The following is an 18,448-nucleotide window of genomic DNA, read 5'->3' as shown; positions in this document are numbered from 1 at the left end:
CGCAGCTCATGCGATGCGACAGGAGACTTACGGCTGGTAGATGCGGCAGTATCATCGCCGCACGGCCGGGTTCCGCCGTCCGTGACAGGGCGCGACACTTGTTCCACAGAACGCGAGGAGTACACCCGTGATGACCCGTTCCGTGCGCCGCACCCGGCGCATGCTGAAGGTTGCCGGTGCGGGAGCCGCCGCCCTGCTGTCCCTCAGCGCCTGCTCCTCGTCCTCCGACTCGTCAGGCTCGTCCGGCTCGGCCGACTCGGCCAAGTCCACGGGCACCGGCAGCTCGGCCTCGCCGAAGCTCTCCGGCGACGTCACCGTGTTCGCCGCCGCCTCCCTGAAGGAGAGCTTCACGGCCCTGGGCAAGGAGTTCGAGCAGCAGCACCCGGGCACCAAGGTCACCTTCAACTTCGGCGGCAGCGACACCCTGGCCGCCAGCATCACCGGCGGCGCCCCGGCGGACGTCTTCGCCGCCGCCAGCCCCAAGACGATGAAGATCGTCACGGACAAGCAGGACGCCGCCGGCACCCCGGCCACCTTCGTCCGCAACCAGCTGGAGATCGCGACCCTGCCGGGCAACCCGCACAAGGTGGCCTCGCTGAAGGACCTCACCCGGTCCGGGCTGAAGGTCGTGCTGTGCGACAAGACCGTGCCGTGCGGTGCCGCCGCCCAGAAGGCCCTGGACGCCGGCCACCTCAAGCTCACCCCGGTCTCCTACGAGCAGGACGTCAAGAGCGCCCTGAACAAGGTGGAGCTGAAGGAGGCCGACGCCGCGGTCGTCTACAAGACCGATGTGCACGCCGCCGGTGACAAGGTGCAGGGCGTGGAGTTCCCCGAGGCGGCGAAGGCGATCAACGACTACCCGATCGTGCTGCTGAAGAACGCGCCGAACGCCGAGGCCGCCAAGGCGTTCATCGCCCTCGTGCAGTCCGCCGAGGGCCAGAAGGTGCTGAGCGGGGCCGGGTTCCTCCAGCCGTGACCTCGCCTCTCAAGCCCGGCGCCGCGACCGGTCCCCGCACGGACCGGCCGCGGCGTCGCCGCGTGGGCGCGGGGGCCCGGCGCGGGGTGCCGTTGCCGCTGCTGCTGCCGGGCCTGCTGGCGCTGGCGTTCCTCCTGCTGCCGCTGCTCGCGCTGCTCGTCCGCACGCCCTGGCGCACCCTGCCGGACCAGCTGGCCGGCACCGAGGTGTGGCAGGCGCTCCAGCTGTCCCTGGTCACCGCCACGGCGGCGACGGCCGTGAGCCTCGTCCTGGGCGTGCCCCTGGCCTGGCTGCTGGCCCGCACGGAGTTTCCCGGCCGGGGGTTCGTACGGGCCCTGGTGACCCTGCCCCTCGTCCTGCCCCCGGTGGTCGGCGGTGTGGCCCTGCTGCTGGCCCTGGGCCGCAACGGGGTGGTCGGCAGGTGGCTGGACTCGTGGTTCGGGATCACGCTGCCGTTCACCACCGCCGGGGTCGTGATCGCGGAGGCGTTCGTCGCGATGCCGTTCCTGGTCATCAGCGTCGAGGGCACCCTGCGTGCGGCCGACCCGCGCTTCGAGGAGGCGGCGACGACGCTCGGCGCGTCCCGCTTCACCGTGTTCCGCAGGGTCACCCTGCCGCTGATCGCCCCCGGCATCGCGGCCGGCGCGGTCCTCGCCTGGGCACGTGCGCTCGGCGAGTTCGGCGCGACGATCACCTTCGCCGGCAACTTTCCCGGCCGCACCCAGACCATGCCCCTCGCGGTCTACCTCGCCCTCCAGAACGACCCCGACGCCGCCATCTCCCTCAGCCTGGTCCTGCTGGCCGTGTCGATCGCGGTACTGGCGGGGCTGCGGGACCGCTGGATGACGGGAGCGTGAGCGTGGCAGCCGACCCGACGCATGTGCGACCGTACCGTCCTGTGACCGACATCGACGCCCCCGCAGCCGGCCGCCGGCAGGCGGGCGACGAGGGCCTCGACGCCCGCCTCGTCGTCGACCGGGGCTCCTTCCGCCTGAACGTGCCCCTCACCGCCGCTCCCGGGGACGTCGTCGCCCTGCTCGGTCCCAACGGCGCCGGCAAGACCACCGCCCTGCGGGCCCTGGCCGGTCTGGTCCCGCTCTCCGACGGGCATCTGCGGCTGGACGGCGCCTCCCTGGAGCGCTTGCGCCCGGAGTCCCGCCCGGTCGGTGTGGTCTTCCAGGACTATCTGCTCTTCCCGCACCTGACCGCCCTCGACAATGTGGCCTTCGGGCCGCGCTGCCAGGGCGTCTCCAAGGCCGAGGCCCGTGCCCAGGCCGCCGCGTGGCTGGACCGCATGGGTCTCGCCGACCACGCCCACGCCAAGCCGCGCAGGCTCTCCGGCGGGCAGGCCCAGCGGGTGGCCCTCGCGAGGGCCCTGGCCACCCGGCCCCGGCTGCTGCTCCTGGACGAGCCGCTGGCCGCCCTGGACGCCCGCACCCGCCTGGAGGTCCGGGCCCAGCTCCGCCGCCACCTGGCCCGGTTCGAGGCGGTCGCCGTCCTGGTCACCCACGACCCGCTGGACGCGATGGTGCTGGCGGACCGGCTGGTGGTCATCGAGGACGGCCAGGTCGTCCAGGAGGGCACCCCTTCCGACATCGCCCGCCACCCGCGCACCGACTACATCGCCCAGCTCGTCGGCCTCAACCTCTACCGGGGGCAGGCGGACGGACATGCGGTACGGCTCGACGCCGGGCCGTCCATCACGACCACGGAAGACCTGTCCGGACCCGTCTTCGTGGCCTTCCCGCCCGCCGCCGTCACCCTCTTCCGGGACCGGCCGACCGGCGCCAGTGCCCGGAACCTGTGGCGCTGCGAGGTGGAGGGGCTGGAGGCGCACGGCGACCAGATCCGCGCGGACCTCACCGGTGAACTGCCGCTCGCCGCCGACCTCACTACGGTCGCCGCCGCCGAGCTGGATCTGCACCCGGGTGCACCAGTCTGGGCGACGGTCAAAGCGACGCAGACCCACGCATACCCGGCCTGAACGCCCCTGCGCACTACGGTGTGGGGCCATGACCCTGAGCATCCGCAATCAGCTCCCCGGCACCGTCACCGAGGTCCACACCGGCGAGGCCATGGCCACCGTGAAACTCCGGCTGGACGGCGGTCAGGACCTCACGGCGGCCATCACCAAGGAGTCCGCCGAGGACCTGGCCCTCGCCCCGGGCACGCCCGTCCGTGCCCTGGTGAAGTCGACCGAGGTCTCCCTCGCCACCGGCCGGCTCCAGGGCCTGTCGATCCGCAACCAGCTTCCCGGCGCGGTCACCGGCCTCACGACGGGCGCCGCCATGGCCTCCGTGAAGATCGCCGTCGACGGCGGCGAACTGACCGCGGCGATCACCAAGGACGCGGCCACCGACCTCGGCCTCTTCGTCGGCTCCGACGTGGTCGCTCTGATCAAGGCGACCGAGGTGGCTCTCGCGACGGCGTGACAGGGCGAGGGCCCCGCCCGGAAACCGGACGGGGCCCTGAGAACCACCGATCGCTCAGTCCTCGTACGCGTCCAGCGGCGGGCAGGAGCAGACCAGGTTGCGGTCGCCGAAGGCCTGGTCGATACGGCGCACCGGCGGCCAGTACTTGTCGGCGGCCGAGACACCGGCCGGGAAGACGGCCTCCTCGCGGCTGTAGGCGTGCGCCCAGTCACCGCCGAGCGCGGCGGCGGTGTGCGGAGCGTTCGCCAGCGGGTTGTCCTCCGCCGGCCAGTCGCCCGCGCCTACCTTCTCGATCTCCGCGCGGATGGCGATCATCGCGTCGCAGAACCGGTCCAGCTCGGTGAGGTCCTCCGACTCGGTCGGCTCGATCATCAGCGTGCCGGCCACCGGGAAGGACATCGTCGGCGCGTGGAAGCCGTAGTCGATGAGCCGCTTGGCGACATCGTCGACGCTCACGCCGGTCGCCTTGGTCAGCGGACGCAGGTCGATGATGCACTCGTGCGCGACCAGGCCGCCGGGGCCGGTGTAGAGCACCGGGTAGTGCGGCTCCAGGCGCTTGGCGATGTAGTTCGCCGACAGCACGGCCACCTGCGTGGCCCGCTTGAGGCCCTCGCCGCCCATCAGCCGGACGTACGCCCAGGAGATGGGCAGAATCCCCGCCGAGCCCCAGGGAGCCGCCGAGATCGGTCCGACCCCCGTCTCCGGGCCCGCCGCCGGCTGCAGCGGGTGGTTCGGCAGATACGGCGCCAGGTGCGACCGTACGGCCACCGGGCCGACGCCGGGACCGCCGCCGCCGTGCGGGATGCAGAAGGTCTTGTGCAGGTTCAGGTGCGAGACGTCACCGCCGAAGTGGCCCGGCTTGGCGAGGCCGACCAGCGCGTTGAGGTTGGCGCCGTCGACGTACACCTGGCCGCCCGCCTCGTGCACCCGGGCACAGATGTCGGCGACGTGCTCCTCGAAGACGCCGTGCGTCGACGGGTACGTGATCATCAGCACCGCCAGCTCGTCGCGGTACTGCTCGATCTTGGCGCGCAGGTCCTCGACGTCGATCTCGCCGTCCTCGGCGGTCCTGACGACGACGACCTTCATGCCGGCCATGACGGCGCTGGCCGCGTTGGTGCCGTGCGCGGAGGACGGGATCAGGCAGACGGTGCGCTGCTCGTCACCGTTCGCCCGGTGATATCCGCGTACGGCGAGCAGCCCGGCCAGCTCGCCCTGGGAGCCGGCGTTCGGCTGGAGGGACACCTTGTCGTATCCCGTCACCTCGGCGAGACGTTCCTCCAGCTCGTGGATGAGCGTGAGGTAGCCCTCGGCCTGCTCGGCCGGGGCGAACGGGTGCAGCTGCCCGAACTCCGGCCAGGTGACCGGCTCCATCTCGGTGGTCGCGTTGAGCTTCATGGTGCAGGAGCCCAGCGGGATCATGCCGCGGTCGAGCGCGTAGTCGCGGTCGGCGAGCTTGCGCAGGTAGCGCAGCATCGCGGTCTCGGAGCGGTGCTGGTGGAAGACCGGGTGGGTGAGGTAGCTGTCACCGCGCAGCAGCCCCTCGGGGAGGGTGTCGGCGGCGGTCGCGTCCAGCGCCTCGACGTCGCCCTTGACACCGAAGGCGGCGAAGACGACGCCCAGCTGAGCCCGGTCGGTGGTCTCGTCGCAGGCGGCGGAGACATGGTCGGCGTCGACCAGGCGCAGGTTGACGCCGTTCTCCTGGGCGGCCGCGACGACCTCGGCGGCCCGGCCGGGCACGCGCGCGGTGACGGTGTCGAAGTAGGCACCGTGCACGAGCTCGACACCGCCGGCCTTCAGCCCCTCGGCGAGGATCGTGGCGTACCGGTGCGTCCGCTGCGCGATGGCCCGGAGCCCGTCCGGCCCGTGGTAGACGGCATACATGCCGGCCATCACGGCGAGCAGCACCTGGGCGGTGCAGATGTTGCTGGTGGCCTTCTCGCGGCGGATGTGCTGCTCACGGGTCTGCAGCGCGAGCCGGTAGGCCTTGTTGCCGTCGGCGTCGACGGAGACGCCCACGAGCCGGCCGGGCAGGCTGCGCGCGAACTTCTCGTGTACGGCCATGTAGCCGGCGTGCGGACCGCCGAAGCCCATGGGCACGCCGAAGCGCTGGGTGGTGCCGACGGCGATGTCCGCGCCCAGCTCACCCGGCGAGACCAGCAGGGTCAGGGCGAGCAGATCGGCGGCGACGGTGACGAGCGCGCCGAGCTCGTGAGCCTGGTCGATGACCGGCTTGATGTCGCGTACGGCACCGGAGGCGCCCGGGTACTGGATCAGCACGCCGTTGATCTCGCGCGCGGCGATGTCGGCCGGGATGCCCTCGCTGAGGTCGGCGACGACGACCTCGACACCGGTCGGCTCGGCACGGGTCTCGATGACGGCGATGGTCTGCGGCAGCGCGTCCGCGTCGACGAGGAAGAGACCCTTCTTGTTCTTCCCCATGCGCCGGGACAGCGCCATCGCCTCGGCGGCGGCCGTGCCCTCGTCGAGGAGGGAGGCGCCGGAGGTGGGCAGGCCGGTGAGGTCGGCGACCATGGTCTGGAAGTTCAGCAGCGCTTCGAGCCGCCCCTGGGAGATCTCCGGCTGGTACGGCGTGTAGGCCGTGTACCAGGCCGGGTTCTCCATGACGTTGCGCAGGATGACGGGCGGGGTGAACGTCCCGTAGTAGCCCAGCCCGATCATCGAGCCGAGCACCTGGTTACGGTCGGCCAGCCCGCGCAGCTCGGCGAGCACCTCGGCCTCGGTGCGGGCGTCCGGCAGATCGAGGGCGTCGGCGTTCTTGATCACGTCCGGCACGGCGGCGGCGGTCAGCTCGTCCAGCGAACCGTAACCGATGTGCGCGAGCATCTTGGCCCGCGCTTCCTGGTCGGGCCCGATGTGACGCTGCTCGAACGGGATGCCCTGTTCGAGCTCGGAGAGCGAGGGGCGATGGGCGGTCATTGCGGAGGCCTCCTGGTCTGACGCGACCTTCGAGGGACACCACGGCACGGGTGCCCCGACGGCCTCCCCCTCTGTCATCTCAACCTGAGAGCTTCACCGGGCGCCCGAAGGTCCCGGCTTTCACCGTCGGTGAGGGCGGAAGCCGTCGACACCCGCCCTGCTTTCCAGAGTGACCTCGTCCGTGCGGTACGTGAGCCTGAGAGATTCCGGGGAGGATTTGCTCCTTCGGCGCCTCCGAAGTGGTCGGAGGACTCTCCCGCACGGGTTCAGCAGCCGTTGTCAGACTACCAGCGAGGTCAACGCCCGAGCCTTCGAGTGGCCGCCTCCGCGAATGTGCTCTTTTGTAGTGCTTACGGATGAGTTGCGACCACGTGGAGGGAGAGGGACCGTGCAGACCGACATCGATCCGCGCAACCTGATCGGCCGCAAGGCGTTCGACCGCAACGGCACCAAGATCGGCACCGTCGACGAGGTGTATCTGGACGACGCGACCGGCGTACCCGAGTGGGCGGCCATACGCACCGGCCTGTTCTCCCGCGACGCCTTCGTCCCCCTGGAACCGAGCGAACTCATCGAGGGCACCCTCCACGTCCCCTTCGACCGCGCTCTCATCAAGGACGCCCCGGACTTCGGCGTGGGCCGCCACCTCTCCCCCGACCAGGAACTCCAGCTCTACCACCACTACGGCCTGGACACGGCCCCACCGCCCTCCCTCCCGGACCACGACTTCGGCAAACTGGCAGGCTCAGAGGAACCATGACCCTCCGCCGCCCCGACCCCACTGTGCCCCCGGCGTTTCACCAGAGACCGGGGCTTCTTCAGAGCCCCGGTCTCCGTCCAGGTGTCGGGGCTCCATCAGGGGCCAGGGCCATCACAGGCGGGGCTTCACCACGGGGGGCTTCTCACAGACGGGCTTCATTACGGGCGGGGCTTCATCACGGACCCGGACGCCACCCGGAACCCAACCTTCACCCGAGACCTGAGCTCCGTCCGGGGCCTGAACCACACCCGAAGCCCGACCGTCACCCAACGTCCGAGCCTCGACCGGAACCCAAGCCTCACCAAGGGCCCGACCCCCAACCGCGACCGGAACCCGAGCTTCACCCGAGACCTCAGCTTCGCCCGGAGCCTGAACCACACCCGAAGCCCGACCGTCACCCAACGCCCGAGCCTCGACCGGAACCCAAGCCTCACCAAGGGCCCGACCCCCAACCGCGACCGGAACCCGAGCTTCACCCGAGACCTCAGCTTCGCCCGGAGCCTGAACCACACCCGAAGCCCACCCTCACCCGACACCCGAGCCTCGACCAGAACCCAAGCCTCACCGGAGACCTAAGCTCCGTCCGGGACCTGAGACACACCCGAAGCCCAACCCTCCTGCGAGGCCCAAGCCCCATCCGACATCTCACCCGCGACCGGAGCCCCGAGCTTCACCCGAGACCTCAGCTTCGTCCGGGGCCTGGGCCCCGGCTTCCGAAGCCCGACCCGCTTCCGTGGCCAGGGCGTCGACCGGAACCCACGCATCACCCGAGACGACCTCGGCTCCGTCCGGCGCCGACCCCAAGCCCAGAGCCCGAGCCCCGTCCGAAGCCCGAGCGTCCCGCGGGGCCGGAGCCTCGGACGAAGGCTGACCTGCGCCCGAGACCTCAGCCTCACCTGGAGCCGGAGCCGCGCCCGGGGCCTGAGCCTCATCCGCGGCTCAGGCTCCGTCGGGAACCCGAGTCGCGTCCGAAGCCTGTTCCCGGTTCCCGCCCCACCCGTCGGCGCCAGCGCCCCCGTCCGGGGTCCGGGGCGGAGCCCCGTGTCGGTCACTGTCTGACTGACCGAGACGGGCGGGTGGGTGGGCAGCGTCCGCAACCAACGGCAACGGCTCGGCAGACTCCAGCGCCGGATCCCCCACAAAAAACGTCCGCACCCGCCCCGGAGCCGACTGAGGCGTCTCGAACCGCACCGTCACCCGCCCCAACCCACTCCCCTGCACCCAGCCGGGCCCATACTCGGCATGCCGCACATCCTGCCCGGCCCGCCACTGCCGCTCGACAGCCACCGGCCGCTCGGGAGCGACCTCACCCACACCCCCCTCCGGCTCCTCCGCCGAAGGCGCAGGCACAGGCAACGCCTGCGCGAACAGATCCTCCTGCGTGTAATCGGCGAGCCCGGAAACACCCACCCCGAGCAGCCGTACCCCACCCGTGGTGTCCACGGAGTCCAGCAACCGCGCGGCCGCCTCCCGCACGACCGCCGGATCGTCCGTGGGCCCACGCAGCGTCTCGGAGCGGGTCAGGGTCGAGAAGTCGTACCGTCGCACCTTCAGCACGATCGTCCGCCCGGACAGCCCCGCACCCCGCAGCCGCCCCACACACCGGTCCGCGAGCCGCTGCACCTCCAGACCGATCCGCAGCCGGTCATGGATGTCCACGTCGTACGTGTCCTCTACCGACACCGACTTCGCCTCGCGCTCGGCCACCACAGGCCGCTCGTCATGCGCCAGTGCCATGGCGTACAGCGCGTGCCCATGCGCCTTGCCGAGCAGCCGTACCAGCTCGTCCTCACCCGCCTCGGCGAGCTCATCGACCGTGGTGATCCCGACCCGCCGCAGATGGTCCCCCGTGGCCGGTCCCACCCCCGGCAGCGTACGCACCGGCATCGGCCCCAGCAGCGCCCGCTCCGTCCCCGGTTCTATGAGCATCAGCCCATCCGGCTTGGCCTGCTCCGACGCGATCTTCGCGAGCATCTTGGAGGCGGCGAGCCCCACCGACCCGGTGAGACCGGTGACCGCCCGGATGTCCGCCCGCAGCTTGATCCCGGTCAGCCGCGCCGACTCCGCGTCCCAGGCCCTCCCGCCGGCCTCCAGGTCCACGAACGCCTCGTCCAGGCTCAGCGGCTCCACGAGCGGTGACAGCTCCCGCAGCAGCGCCATCACCTGCTCGCTGATCGCCCGGTACAGACCGAAGCGCGGCACCAGATACGCGGCGTTGGGCGCCAGCCGACGGGCCTGGCCCATCGGCATCGCCGAGTGCACCCCGAAGACCCGGGCCTCGTACGACGCGGTGGCCACCACCCCACGCGGACCGAGCCCGCCCACGACGACCGCCTTCCCGCGCAGGCTCGGCTTGGATGCCTGCTCCACAGAGGCGTAGAAGGCATCCATGTCGAGATGGAGGATGGTCGGCGCGCGTCTCACATCTCCGATGCTGCACCACGGCACTGACAATGCCGCGGTGCGGAGGACGACCGTGCGCGATACGGCGCTCAGACCGCCCGGTTGCGCCGGCGGGCCAGCTCGTCGGCCGGGTTGTGCCCGACGAGCGTCTCGCCCGTGTCGATGCGCTCACCGTGCAGCTGGGAGAGCGCGCTTTCCACGTCCCGCCACACCACGCCGACAGCGATCCCGAAGATGCCCTGACCGCCCTGGAGCAGGGCATGGACCTCGTCCGGGGAGGTGCACTCGTAGACCGTGGCGCCGTCGCTCATCAGGGTCATCCGCTCCAGGTCACGGAAACCGCGTTCTCTGAGGTGCTGGACGGCCGTGCGGATGTTCTGCAGCGAGACCCCGGTGTCCAGAAAGCGCTTGACGATCTTCAGGACGACCACGTCCCGGAAGCTGTACAGCCGCTGGGTGCCCGACCCGTAGGCGGGCCGCACGCTCGGCTCGACCAGGCCGGTGCGCGCCCAGTAGTCCAGCTGCCGGTAGGTGATGCCTGCGGCCGCGCACGCCGTCGGCCCGCGGTAGCCGATCTGCTCGGACGTCATCGCCGCCGCCCCTCCGCCCTCCGGCACCGCCGTCGGCCGCTGCCGAGCGTGATCGACCGCGCTGCCCGGTTGGGGGTACCCCCCGTTCGAACGCAGCTGAGAACCCGGGGGAGGGTACGGACCGCTCTCCCCGAACCCGCGTCCGGGGGCACCCCCAGCCGTACCGTCGCCGCTCGTTCTCACGCCGACCTCCGTCCTTGACCTGCCTTCTCGACGGTAGGCAGTCACCAGGGGTGCGTCAACGATCGCCACACTCGGCACGCCGAGTGATAATCACCCAAGGAGTGGTTTCCCGTGTCCCACCGCGGGGAAAGGCTAGCCGAATGCGCTCGCGGGAAGCCGTAGGACGCTCTCAATGGCCGGTGGCAAATGCCCGCCCACCGGCCCACACGGGGCTCACCGCAGTCGCCGTACGCGCCCGTTCGTGGTCACCGCTCGTGCGTGACCGGTGGCCACACGCGGATCACTGGCTGCTGGTGCCGAAGTCCTCGGGCGAGATCTGGTCGAGGAACTCGCGGAACTTCTCCACCTCGTCCTCCTGCTCGTCCGGGATGGCGATGCCCGCGTCGTCCAGCACCGTGTCACTGCCGTAGATCGGCGTCCCGGTGCGCAGAGCCAGCGCTATGGCATCGGAGGGACGGGCGCTGACCTCGACCCCGCTCGCGAAGACCAGCTCCGCGTAGAAGACGCCTTCCCGCAGGTCGGTGATGCGTACTTCGGTCAGCTCCTGGCCGACGGCCTCCAGCACGTCCTTGAACAGGTCGTGCGTCAGCGGTCGGGCGGGGGCCATGCCCTGCTGGGCGAAGGCGATCGCCGTCGCCTCCCCCGGCCCGATCCAGATGGGGAGGTAACGGTCGCCCCCCACTTCGCGCAGGAGCACGATCGGTTGGTTGGAGGGCATTTCGACCCGGACACCTACGACATCGAGCTCGTTCACACAGCAACCCTAGGCCGTGCCCGCTGCCTTTGGGTAGTCGGGCCGGGAACAGGTGCCCGATCCGCCGCGCGATCCGGTGCCCGACGGACCCCGGCCATCAGGGCACTCTCAGGGCAGTCGCACCCCGAGAGCGGTCTTCACCAGAGCCGTGTGCAGCTTCACCGTGAGCGCCGCCAGCTCCTTCGTACGGGCCTCGGCAAGCGCCCTGGTCTGGGGGTTGCGATGGCGCTTGAGCGGGGCCACCACCTGGTCGACGAGCCCGGCCTCACGGTCGGCGGCGGCCTTCATCACCCGAAGGTGGCGTGGCTCGATCCCGAACCGGCCCAGTTCGCAGACGAGCGCGGCCACGGTGACGGCCTCGGCGTCGTACGACCCGTCCGCCAGCGGAGCGATCAGCCCGTAGGACTCCCACTCCTTCAGCTCGCCCTCGTCGACGTCTGCCGCGGCCAGCAGCTCTGCCCGGCCGACCCGGGCGACCGTGGGCCCTGCCGGAGGCATCTGGAGGTCCTCCGGGGTGCGCTGACGCCCGACGACGGGCAGCTCGACGGCCTCACCGCGCTCCATGGCGTCCAAGTGCTCCCGGATCACCTTGAGCGGCAGATAGTGGTCCCGCTGCATCCGCAGGACGTGCGCCAGCCGCTCTACGTCCCCGGCGCTGAACTTGCGGTACCCCGAAGGGGTCCGCTGCGGCTCGATGAGCCCCTCCGACTCCAGGAAGCGGATCTTGGAGATGGTGACTTCGGGGAACTCGTCGCGCAGCACATTCAGCACCGTGCCGATGCTCATCAGTCCACTGTCCCTGGCGGCGGTACCGCTTCCGGCACCGCCGCTCGGTGTTTGAAGCATGGACCTTCCCTGGGGTCCCCCCGGACACCGGTCCGGGGGCGGGTCAGATGCCCTGGTGCCGGCTCGCGTAGAACACCAGCCGGTACTTGCCGATCTGCACCTCGTCGCCGTTCTGCAGCACGACCTGGTCGATCGGCTCGCGGTTGACGTACGTGCCGTTCAGGCTGCCCACGTCGGCCACGGTGAACGAGCCGTCCGGGGAGCGGCGGAACTCCACGTGGCGACGCGAGACCGTCACGTCGTCGAGGAAGATGTCGCTCTGCGGATGACGGCCGGCCGTGGTCAGGTCGGCGTCCAGCAGGAAGCGGCTGCCCGAGTTCGGTCCCCGGCGCACCACCAGCAGCGCCGAACCGAACGGCAGCGCGTCCACCGCGGCCTGCGCTTCCGGCGACAGCGTCGGGATCTGCGTCTGGCCGGTGACCTCGGCGTCGTAGGCCTCCAGACCGGAGATCGAGATCGTGGACGTCGTCTCGGAGGCACGCTCCGGCGTCACCCCGGGGCGCAGCGGCGCGCCGCAGTTGGAGCAGAAGCGGGCGTTCTGCGCGTTGCGGTTACCGCACCTCGTACACACCAGGACCGACATGGACGGATCCTCCTGCGGCGGCTGCCCCGCCGGGGCGTTGGACGCGTACGGACCGGAGGCGAACCCTCCACCCGTACCCGAGGGTGACGGTTGCCCGAAACCTATGCCGCCGGACTGGGACGGGTCAACCGACGCCCCGCCCTGGCCTCCGGAAATGTCACCGCCCGGACCAGAGACCTGGTCCCGGAACAGCGGGCGCTGGCCCTCCGCGTCGGGCTGGGCGCGATGACGAGCGGTGGCGTTCTCGCTCCCCTCTCGCGCGCTCTTGCCGAACAACTTCGCAAACAACTTCACGGGCGATTCCCCTTGACCGAAACAGACCCGCCCGTGGGGCAGGACGAACCCTGATTGCCTTCACCGGCTGAGCCGGACATTCTCACAACGTCCGTATCCACCGGACAGTTTCCACCACGCACCACCTCTTCAGTGCGCCGACCCCCCGCAACCTCATGCCCCTGCCGGACGCCCCTCATGCACCGCCGGTTCACTGGGAGGACGACCGAGCGTAGTCAGGCCGCTTCGCCTGCCGCAAGGCATCCACGACGATCTTGTCCGAGCCCTCGACGGTCACCGTGGCCTGCTCCTTCTCCAGGGTCTGCACCACTCCTCCCGGGATGTTCAGCGCCGGCTCCAGATCCTGCGGCTTGCCGATGACCTGGAAACGATAGGGGGCGTTGATCTTGTTCCCGTCGACGCTCACGCCGTTGCCGGCATCCGCGAAGTACGTGCTCGCGACCACCCGCACCCCGTTGAGCTCGATCGCCTCGGCCCCGGCCGCGCGCAGCTCCTGGACCGCGTCGAGCAGCATGTCCGCCTTGACCGTCCCCTTCGTGTCCTCGACCGTCATCGTGATGCCGGGACCCTGCGCCGCCACGGTGCCCGCCAGAATGCCGAGTTGCCTCTCCTTCTCGGCCGTCTGCCGACGGGCCTCCGCCGCCTGGTCGGAGCTGCTCTGCAGCTCCTGGCGCTGCTTTTCCAGTCCCTGCTTCTCGTCCTCAAGACGCTGAGTACGCGCATCCAGTTCATCGAGGATGCGCACAAGATCTTCCTGCCGGGCACCACGCAGCGCGCTGTCGGTGTCGCTGTTGGAGGCCACCTGCACGGCCAGGCCGAAGCCGAGGCCGAACAGCAGCACGGCGACGATGAGTTGGGCTCGGGTGAAACGCGGCGGCCACAGACCCTTGACCAGCCGCTGTCGACCGGTCAGCGGCGCCTGAAGCCGCTCGGCCGCCGGGCCGGGCTCGGGGGCCTCCGTGGGCACCTCGGCCGGCAGTTCCTTGCGCAGCCTGTTCTCCGGCTGCTCGTTCGGCTCGCTCATGCCTGTCACGCCCGGAAGACGTGCCGCCGGATCGCCGCGGCGTTGGAGAAGATCCGGATGCCAAGGACCACCACGACACCCGTGGACAGCTGTGCGCCCACACCCAACTTGTCGCCCAGGAACACGATCAGGGCGGCGACGACGACGTTCGACAGGAACGAGACCACGAAGACCTTGTCGTCGAAGATCCCGTCGAGCATGGCCCGCACGCCGCCGAAGACGGCGTCCAGCGCCGCCACGACGGCGATCGGCAGATACGGCTCGACAACCGCCGGAACCTCGGGCCGGACCAACAGGCCGGCCACGACTCCCACGACGAGGCCCAGTACGGCGATCACGATGTGCCCTTCTCAGTCTTCTCGGTGCTCGGCCGTGCGGTGCGCACGATCACACTCGGTGCGGCGGGCAACCGTACGTCGCCCTCGGTGGAAATGGTGGCGCGGATCCCGAAGTTCTCCTCCAGGGCATGCAGATACAGCCCGTCCGCGCTGTTCTGGAACCCGGTGCTCAACCTCTCCCCGTCCCCCACCGCCAGCACCGTGTACGGCGGCACCAGCGGCCTGTTGTCGACCAGTATCGCGTCTCCCGCGGCCCTGATCGCGGACAGGGCTGTCAGCCGCTGCCCGTTGATGGAGACGGCCTCGGCCCCGGACGTCCACAGACCGTTGACCACGCGCTGCATGTCACGGTCGCGCACCCGGCCGGTGTCGGAGAAACCGGAGGTCTCCCGCGGGCTGGTCGCGTCACCGCCGGTGCTGGCCTCCTTGGCGTCGTTCACGACGAGCTTGACACCCGGCCCGTGCACGTCGGTCGCCCCCGACAGGACTCCCACCAGGTCCGCCTGCGCGCTGCCGCCGCTGGACTTCAGCGCCGCACGCTGGCGCGCGCTGACGTCGTCACGCAGCTGGTCGACGGATTTCTGCAGCTTGTCCGCACTCGCGGTCTCGCTGTCGACGCGGTCGATCAGCTCCTGCCGCTCCTTGGCCACGACGGGCGCCGCCACCTGCGCCTGCGCCGCACCGAGGGTCACGACGAGCGCGGCAAGGACGAGACCGCCCGCGAGGCCCAGCTTCGCCCGCAGCGTCCTGGGCAGCCCGCCCTCGCCCTGGGAGTTCTTCCGGGCGGCGGCCTCGGCGTACCCGTCGTCGAGGCTGTGATCCATGACATTGGTGATCAACGACATGGAGGCGTCCGGACGCTGCGGCCGCACAGGGCTGCTCCGAACGGGGGGTTGCTGCGGCATGCCGCACATCGTCGCATGTCGCGGGCCGTACCTCCGAATGGCCCCACGGACGTGCCGGACAGGCCCCCATGGGGACACTTGTCCGACACGCGCGCGTGCGTGGATTCACGCCTTCGGTACGGTGCCGCCCTGTTGCGGGCTCCTCACCGGCCGGCGCTGTCCACGATGGCCGACCACTCGTCCAGCAGGGCCTGCGCAGAGGCGTCGTCGGGGCCCTCGGCCCACAGATGGGTGACAGCCTCGGCCGGATCGGGCAGCACCATCACCCAGCGCCCGTCCGTCTCCACGACCCGCACACCGTCGGTCGTGTCGACAAAGCGATCCCCGGCCGCCTCGACCACTCGCCGCATGACCAGACCCTTGACGGCCCACGGCGTGGCCAGGTCCCGCTTGAGGACGTGCGCCCGCGGGATGCGCGCGTCGATCTGGCTGAGCGTGAGCTGCGTGCGAGCCACGAGCCCGATCAGCCGTACGAAGGCCGCCGTACCGTCGTAGACCCCGCTGAACTCGGGGACGATGAATCCGCCCTTGCCGTCACCGCCGAAGATCGTCCCCTCCTCGCGCCCCACGCGCGTGAGGTCGTCGGGCGAGGTGGTGGTCCACTCGACCTGTGTGCCGTGATAGGCGGCGACCTGCTCGGCGATCCGGGTCGTGGTGACCGGCAGCGCCACCCGCCCGCTGCGCCGCTCCGCGGCCACCAGGTCGAGCATCACCAGCAGCGCCCGGTCGTCCTCGATGATCCGGCCCTTCTCGTCCACGAGCGACAGCCGCTCGCCGACGGGGTCGAACCGCACCCCGAAGGCGGCCCCCGATGACGCCACTATCTCGCCGAGCCGGACCAGCCCGCCCCGTCGCATCTCGGCCGTCTCGGTGGGCCGCGACTCGTCAAGACCGGGGTTGATGGTCAGCGAGTCCACCCCGAGCTTGCCGAGCAGGCTGGGCAGCACCAGCCCGGCACTGCCGTTGGCGGCGTCCACGACGACCTTCAGGCCGGACTCGGCGATACCGGTGATGTCGACGTTCCGCAGCACCGTGCCGGTGTACGAGTCGAAGACGCTCGCCGGGAAGTACAGATCGCCGATCTCACCGGGGAACGCCCGCCGGTACTCCTGCCGCGCGAACACCCGGTCCAGCTTGCGCTGCCCGCCCTGCGAGAGATCGGCGCCCTGCCCGTCGAAGAACATGATGTCGACCGAGTCCGGCACCCCGGGCGAGGTCCGGATCATGATGCCGCCGGCACTGCCGCGCGCTGTCTGCTGCCGGGCCACGGGCAGTGGCACGTTCTCCAGGTCTCGTACGTCGATGGCGCTCGCCTGCAACGCGGAAATCACCGCACGCTTCAGCGCACGGGCGCCCCGGGAGTGGTCGCGAGCGGTGGTGACGGTGGAGCCCTTCTTCAGCGTGGTCGCGTAGGCCCCGGCCAGCCGCACCGCCAGCTCCGGCGTGATCTCGACGTTCAGGATGCCCGACACCCCACGGGCACCGAACAGATTGGCCTGGCCTCTGGACTCCCAGATGACCGAAGTGTTGACGAAGGCGCCGGCCTCGATGGTCTTGAACGGGTACACCCGGACGTTGCCCTGAACGATCGATTCCTCACCGATCAGGCACTCGTCACCGATGACCGCGCCGTCCTCGATCCGGGCGGCACGCATGATGTCGGTGTTCTTCCCGACGACACAGCCTCGCAGATTGCTGTGCTGACCGACATACACGTTGTCGTGCACGACGGCCTTGTGGAGGAAGGCACCGCTCTTGACCACGACATTCGATCCGACGACGGTGTGCTCACGGATCTCCGCGCCGGCTTCGACCTTGGCGTAGTCACCGATGTACAACGGCCCGCGCAGTACGGCGTCGGGATGCACTTCGGCGCCTTCCGCCACCCAGACGCCCGGCGAGATCTCGAATCCGTCGATGTCGACGTTGACCTTGCCCTCAAGCACGTCGGCCTGGGCCTTCACATAGCTCTCGTGGGTACCGACGTCTTCCCAGTAGCCCTCGGCGACATAGCCGTAAACCGGCTTGCCCTCCTTCATCAGCTGCGGAAAAACGTCACCGGACCAGTCGACCGGAACATCCGGTTCGACATAGTTGAAGACCTCGGGCTCCATGACATAGATGCCCGTGTTGACCGTGTCGGAGAAGACCTGACCCCAGGTCGGCTTCTCCAGGAAGCGTTCGACCTTGCCTTCCTCGTCGACGATGGTGATGCCGAACTCCAGCGGATTGGGCACACGGGTCAGACAGACCGTGACCAGCGCGCCCTTCTCCTTGTGGAAATTGATCAGGTCGGTGAGGTCGAAGTCGGTCAGGGCATCACCGGAGATGACAAGGAAAGCATCGTCCTTCAACGCCTCTTCGGCGTTCTTGACGCTTCCGGCGGTACCGAGTGGCTTCTCCTCATTGGCATACGTGAGCTCCATTCCGAGCTCTTCGCCGTCGCCGAAGTAGTTCTTGACGAGCGATGCCAGGAACTGGACGGTGACAACGGTCTCGGTGAGCCCGTGCCTTTTGAGCAGCCGTAGCACATGCTCCATGATCGGGCGATTGGCCACGGGCAGGAGTGGCTTGGGCATGCTTGAGGTCATGGGGCGCAGGCGTGTGCCTTCGCCTCCGGCCATCACGACGGCCTTCATGTCGGAAGCGTCCTCCTCGCAAGAGACGACGGTCTAGCCGACTTCACCCGTCCTGATTGTCCCGCACTTTTCGGCTGCGGGCCATCGAGACATAACGTCAGGACAATCGCCGAGCTCAATCGGCCATGCTGTCCGCCCGAACCAAACGGCGGACCTGTACCACGTAGAGCACTCCTGCCCACCAGTAGAGCGTTGTACCCCATCCGGCGAACGCCCATCCGAAAATAGCAGCGAGTGACGCGATCCAACCACTTCCGTCACTGAGGAGCAGCAACGGGAAGGCGTACATCAGGTTGAAGGTTGCGGCCTTCCCGAGGAAGTTCACCTGCGGCGGCGGATACCCGTGCCGGCGAAGGACTCCCACCATCACCAGGAGAACCAGTTCCCTCGCCAGCAGCAGAGCGGTCAGCCAGATCGGCAGGATGTCGCGCCAGGTGAGACCGAGCAGCGTGGAAAGGACGTAGAGCCTGTCGGCCGCTGGATCGAGAAGCCGGCCGAGGCTGCTGATCTGATTCCAGCGCCGGGCGAGCTTCCCGTCGAGATAGTCACTGATGCCGCTGAAGGCCAGCACGAGGAGAGCCCAGCCGTCGCTCTTGGGACCCCCGAACTCGGGCCTGAGGATCAACCACAGGAAGAGGGGTACGCCGACGAGCCGCGCCATGCTGAGAATGTTGGGGATGGTGAGGACCCGGTCTGTCTGGACACGGGTCTCCTGGACCTCCACCCGGGGGCCTCCTGTGCGAAAACGAACCAACGATGCCCCCTGACCCTACCTCAGCGC

The 18,448-nt window shown here is 69.9% G+C and carries 16 protein-coding genes and 1 riboswitch; of the genes, 5 read left to right on the top strand and 11 right to left on the bottom strand.

What is annotated here, in order from left to right; translation table 11 throughout:
• Positions 1–130: 130 nt before the first annotated feature.
• Genes modA through O1G22_RS34915 form a run of 4 tightly spaced genes read left to right on the top strand, consistent with a single transcriptional unit; the run spans position 131 to position 3,408 of the window.
• Complete coding sequence (modA, locus tag O1G22_RS34930) at positions 131–976, top strand: molybdate ABC transporter substrate-binding protein (protein ID WP_270084942.1); 846 nt, start codon at positions 131–133, stop codon at positions 974–976.
• Complete coding sequence (gene modB, locus O1G22_RS34925; protein WP_270084941.1) at positions 973–1,833, top strand: molybdate ABC transporter permease subunit; 861 nt, start codon at positions 973–975, stop codon at positions 1,831–1,833. Before modA ends, modB begins: the two co-directional genes overlap by 4 nt.
• 41 nt (positions 1,834–1,874) lie before the next feature.
• On the top strand, positions 1,875–2,960 hold the full coding sequence (locus O1G22_RS34920) for an ABC transporter ATP-binding protein (RefSeq protein ID WP_270084940.1): 1,086 nt from the start codon (positions 1,875–1,877) through the stop codon (positions 2,958–2,960).
• Between the two features lie 28 nt (positions 2,961–2,988).
• Positions 2,989–3,408 (top strand): TOBE domain-containing protein, encoded by a 420-nt coding sequence (locus tag O1G22_RS34915; protein WP_270084939.1) that lies wholly within the window; start codon positions 2,989–2,991, stop codon positions 3,406–3,408.
• A 54-nt stretch (positions 3,409–3,462) separates the two neighbouring features.
• On the opposite strand, the gene gcvP is transcribed toward O1G22_RS34915, so the two are convergent.
• Positions 3,463–6,348 (bottom strand): aminomethyl-transferring glycine dehydrogenase, encoded by a 2,886-nt coding sequence (gcvP, locus tag O1G22_RS34910; protein WP_270084938.1) that lies wholly within the window; start codon positions 6,346–6,348, stop codon positions 3,463–3,465.
• A 174-nt stretch (positions 6,349–6,522) separates the two neighbouring features.
• Positions 6,523–6,617, bottom strand: a riboswitch (glycine riboswitch).
• A 119-nt stretch (positions 6,618–6,736) separates the two neighbouring features.
• Here gcvP and O1G22_RS34905 point away from each other — a divergent pair.
• Positions 6,737–7,108 carry a PRC-barrel domain-containing protein gene (locus tag O1G22_RS34905; protein ID WP_225102354.1) on the top strand — a complete coding sequence of 124 codons (372 nt, stop codon included), beginning with the start codon at positions 6,737–6,739 and terminating at the stop codon, positions 7,106–7,108.
• 939 nt (positions 7,109–8,047) lie between these two features.
• Here the strand turns inward: O1G22_RS34905 and O1G22_RS34900 are convergent.
• The 10 genes from O1G22_RS34900 to clsA form a co-directional block, all read right to left on the bottom strand.
• The gene (locus O1G22_RS34900) at positions 8,048–9,532 is read right to left on the bottom strand and encodes a DNA polymerase IV (protein ID WP_270084937.1); all 1,485 of its coding nucleotides are present in this window, start codon (positions 9,530–9,532) and stop codon (positions 8,048–8,050) included.
• Positions 9,533–9,600: 68 nt separating this feature from the next.
• Positions 9,601–10,284 carry a MerR family transcriptional regulator gene (locus tag O1G22_RS34895; protein ID WP_270084936.1) on the bottom strand — a complete coding sequence of 228 codons (684 nt, stop codon included), beginning with the start codon at positions 10,282–10,284 and terminating at the stop codon, positions 9,601–9,603.
• A 280-nt stretch (positions 10,285–10,564) separates the two neighbouring features.
• On the bottom strand, positions 10,565–11,038 hold the full coding sequence (locus tag O1G22_RS34890; RefSeq protein ID WP_026253112.1) for a bifunctional nuclease family protein: 474 nt from the start codon (positions 11,036–11,038) through the stop codon (positions 10,565–10,567).
• Between the two features lie 108 nt (positions 11,039–11,146).
• A complete protein-coding gene (gene ftsR, locus O1G22_RS34885) occupies positions 11,147–11,884 on the bottom strand; it encodes a transcriptional regulator FtsR (RefSeq protein WP_270084935.1) in 738 nt (245 codons plus the stop codon).
• Between the two features lie 43 nt (positions 11,885–11,927).
• Positions 11,928–12,803: a zinc-ribbon and FHA domain-containing protein gene (locus O1G22_RS34880; protein ID WP_270086624.1), complete on the bottom strand. Its 876-nt coding sequence runs from the start codon at positions 12,801–12,803 to the stop codon at positions 11,928–11,930.
• A 148-nt stretch (positions 12,804–12,951) separates the two neighbouring features.
• Positions 12,952–13,785 (bottom strand): DUF881 domain-containing protein, encoded by an 834-nt coding sequence (locus O1G22_RS34875; protein WP_270084934.1) that lies wholly within the window; start codon positions 13,783–13,785, stop codon positions 12,952–12,954.
• A gap of 5 nt (positions 13,786–13,790) precedes the next feature.
• Positions 13,791–14,123 carry a small basic family protein gene (locus tag O1G22_RS34870; RefSeq protein ID WP_031174261.1) on the bottom strand — a complete coding sequence of 111 codons (333 nt, stop codon included), beginning with the start codon at positions 14,121–14,123 and terminating at the stop codon, positions 13,791–13,793.
• Positions 14,120–15,037: a DUF881 domain-containing protein gene (locus tag O1G22_RS34865; protein ID WP_270084933.1), complete on the bottom strand. Its 918-nt coding sequence runs from the start codon at positions 15,035–15,037 to the stop codon at positions 14,120–14,122. The genes O1G22_RS34870 and O1G22_RS34865 overlap by 4 nt, the downstream gene beginning before the upstream one ends.
• Positions 15,038–15,171: 134 nt before the next feature.
• On the bottom strand, positions 15,172–17,667 hold the full coding sequence (locus O1G22_RS34860; RefSeq protein WP_225102349.1) for a mannose-1-phosphate guanyltransferase: 2,496 nt from the start codon (positions 17,665–17,667) through the stop codon (positions 15,172–15,174).
• 115 nt (positions 17,668–17,782) lie between these two features.
• A complete protein-coding gene (gene clsA, locus O1G22_RS34855) occupies positions 17,783–18,391 on the bottom strand; it encodes a cardiolipin synthase ClsA (protein WP_225102348.1) in 609 nt (202 codons plus the stop codon).
• Positions 18,392–18,448: the final 57 nt, after the last annotated feature.

The sequence above is a fragment of the Streptomyces camelliae genome (assembly GCF_027625935.1).
GTDB lineage: Bacteria > Actinomycetota > Actinomycetes > Streptomycetales > Streptomycetaceae > Streptomyces > Streptomyces camelliae.
The sequence above is the reverse complement of the archived record's forward strand: the minus strand, read 5'-3'. Positions and strand labels throughout refer to the sequence as shown.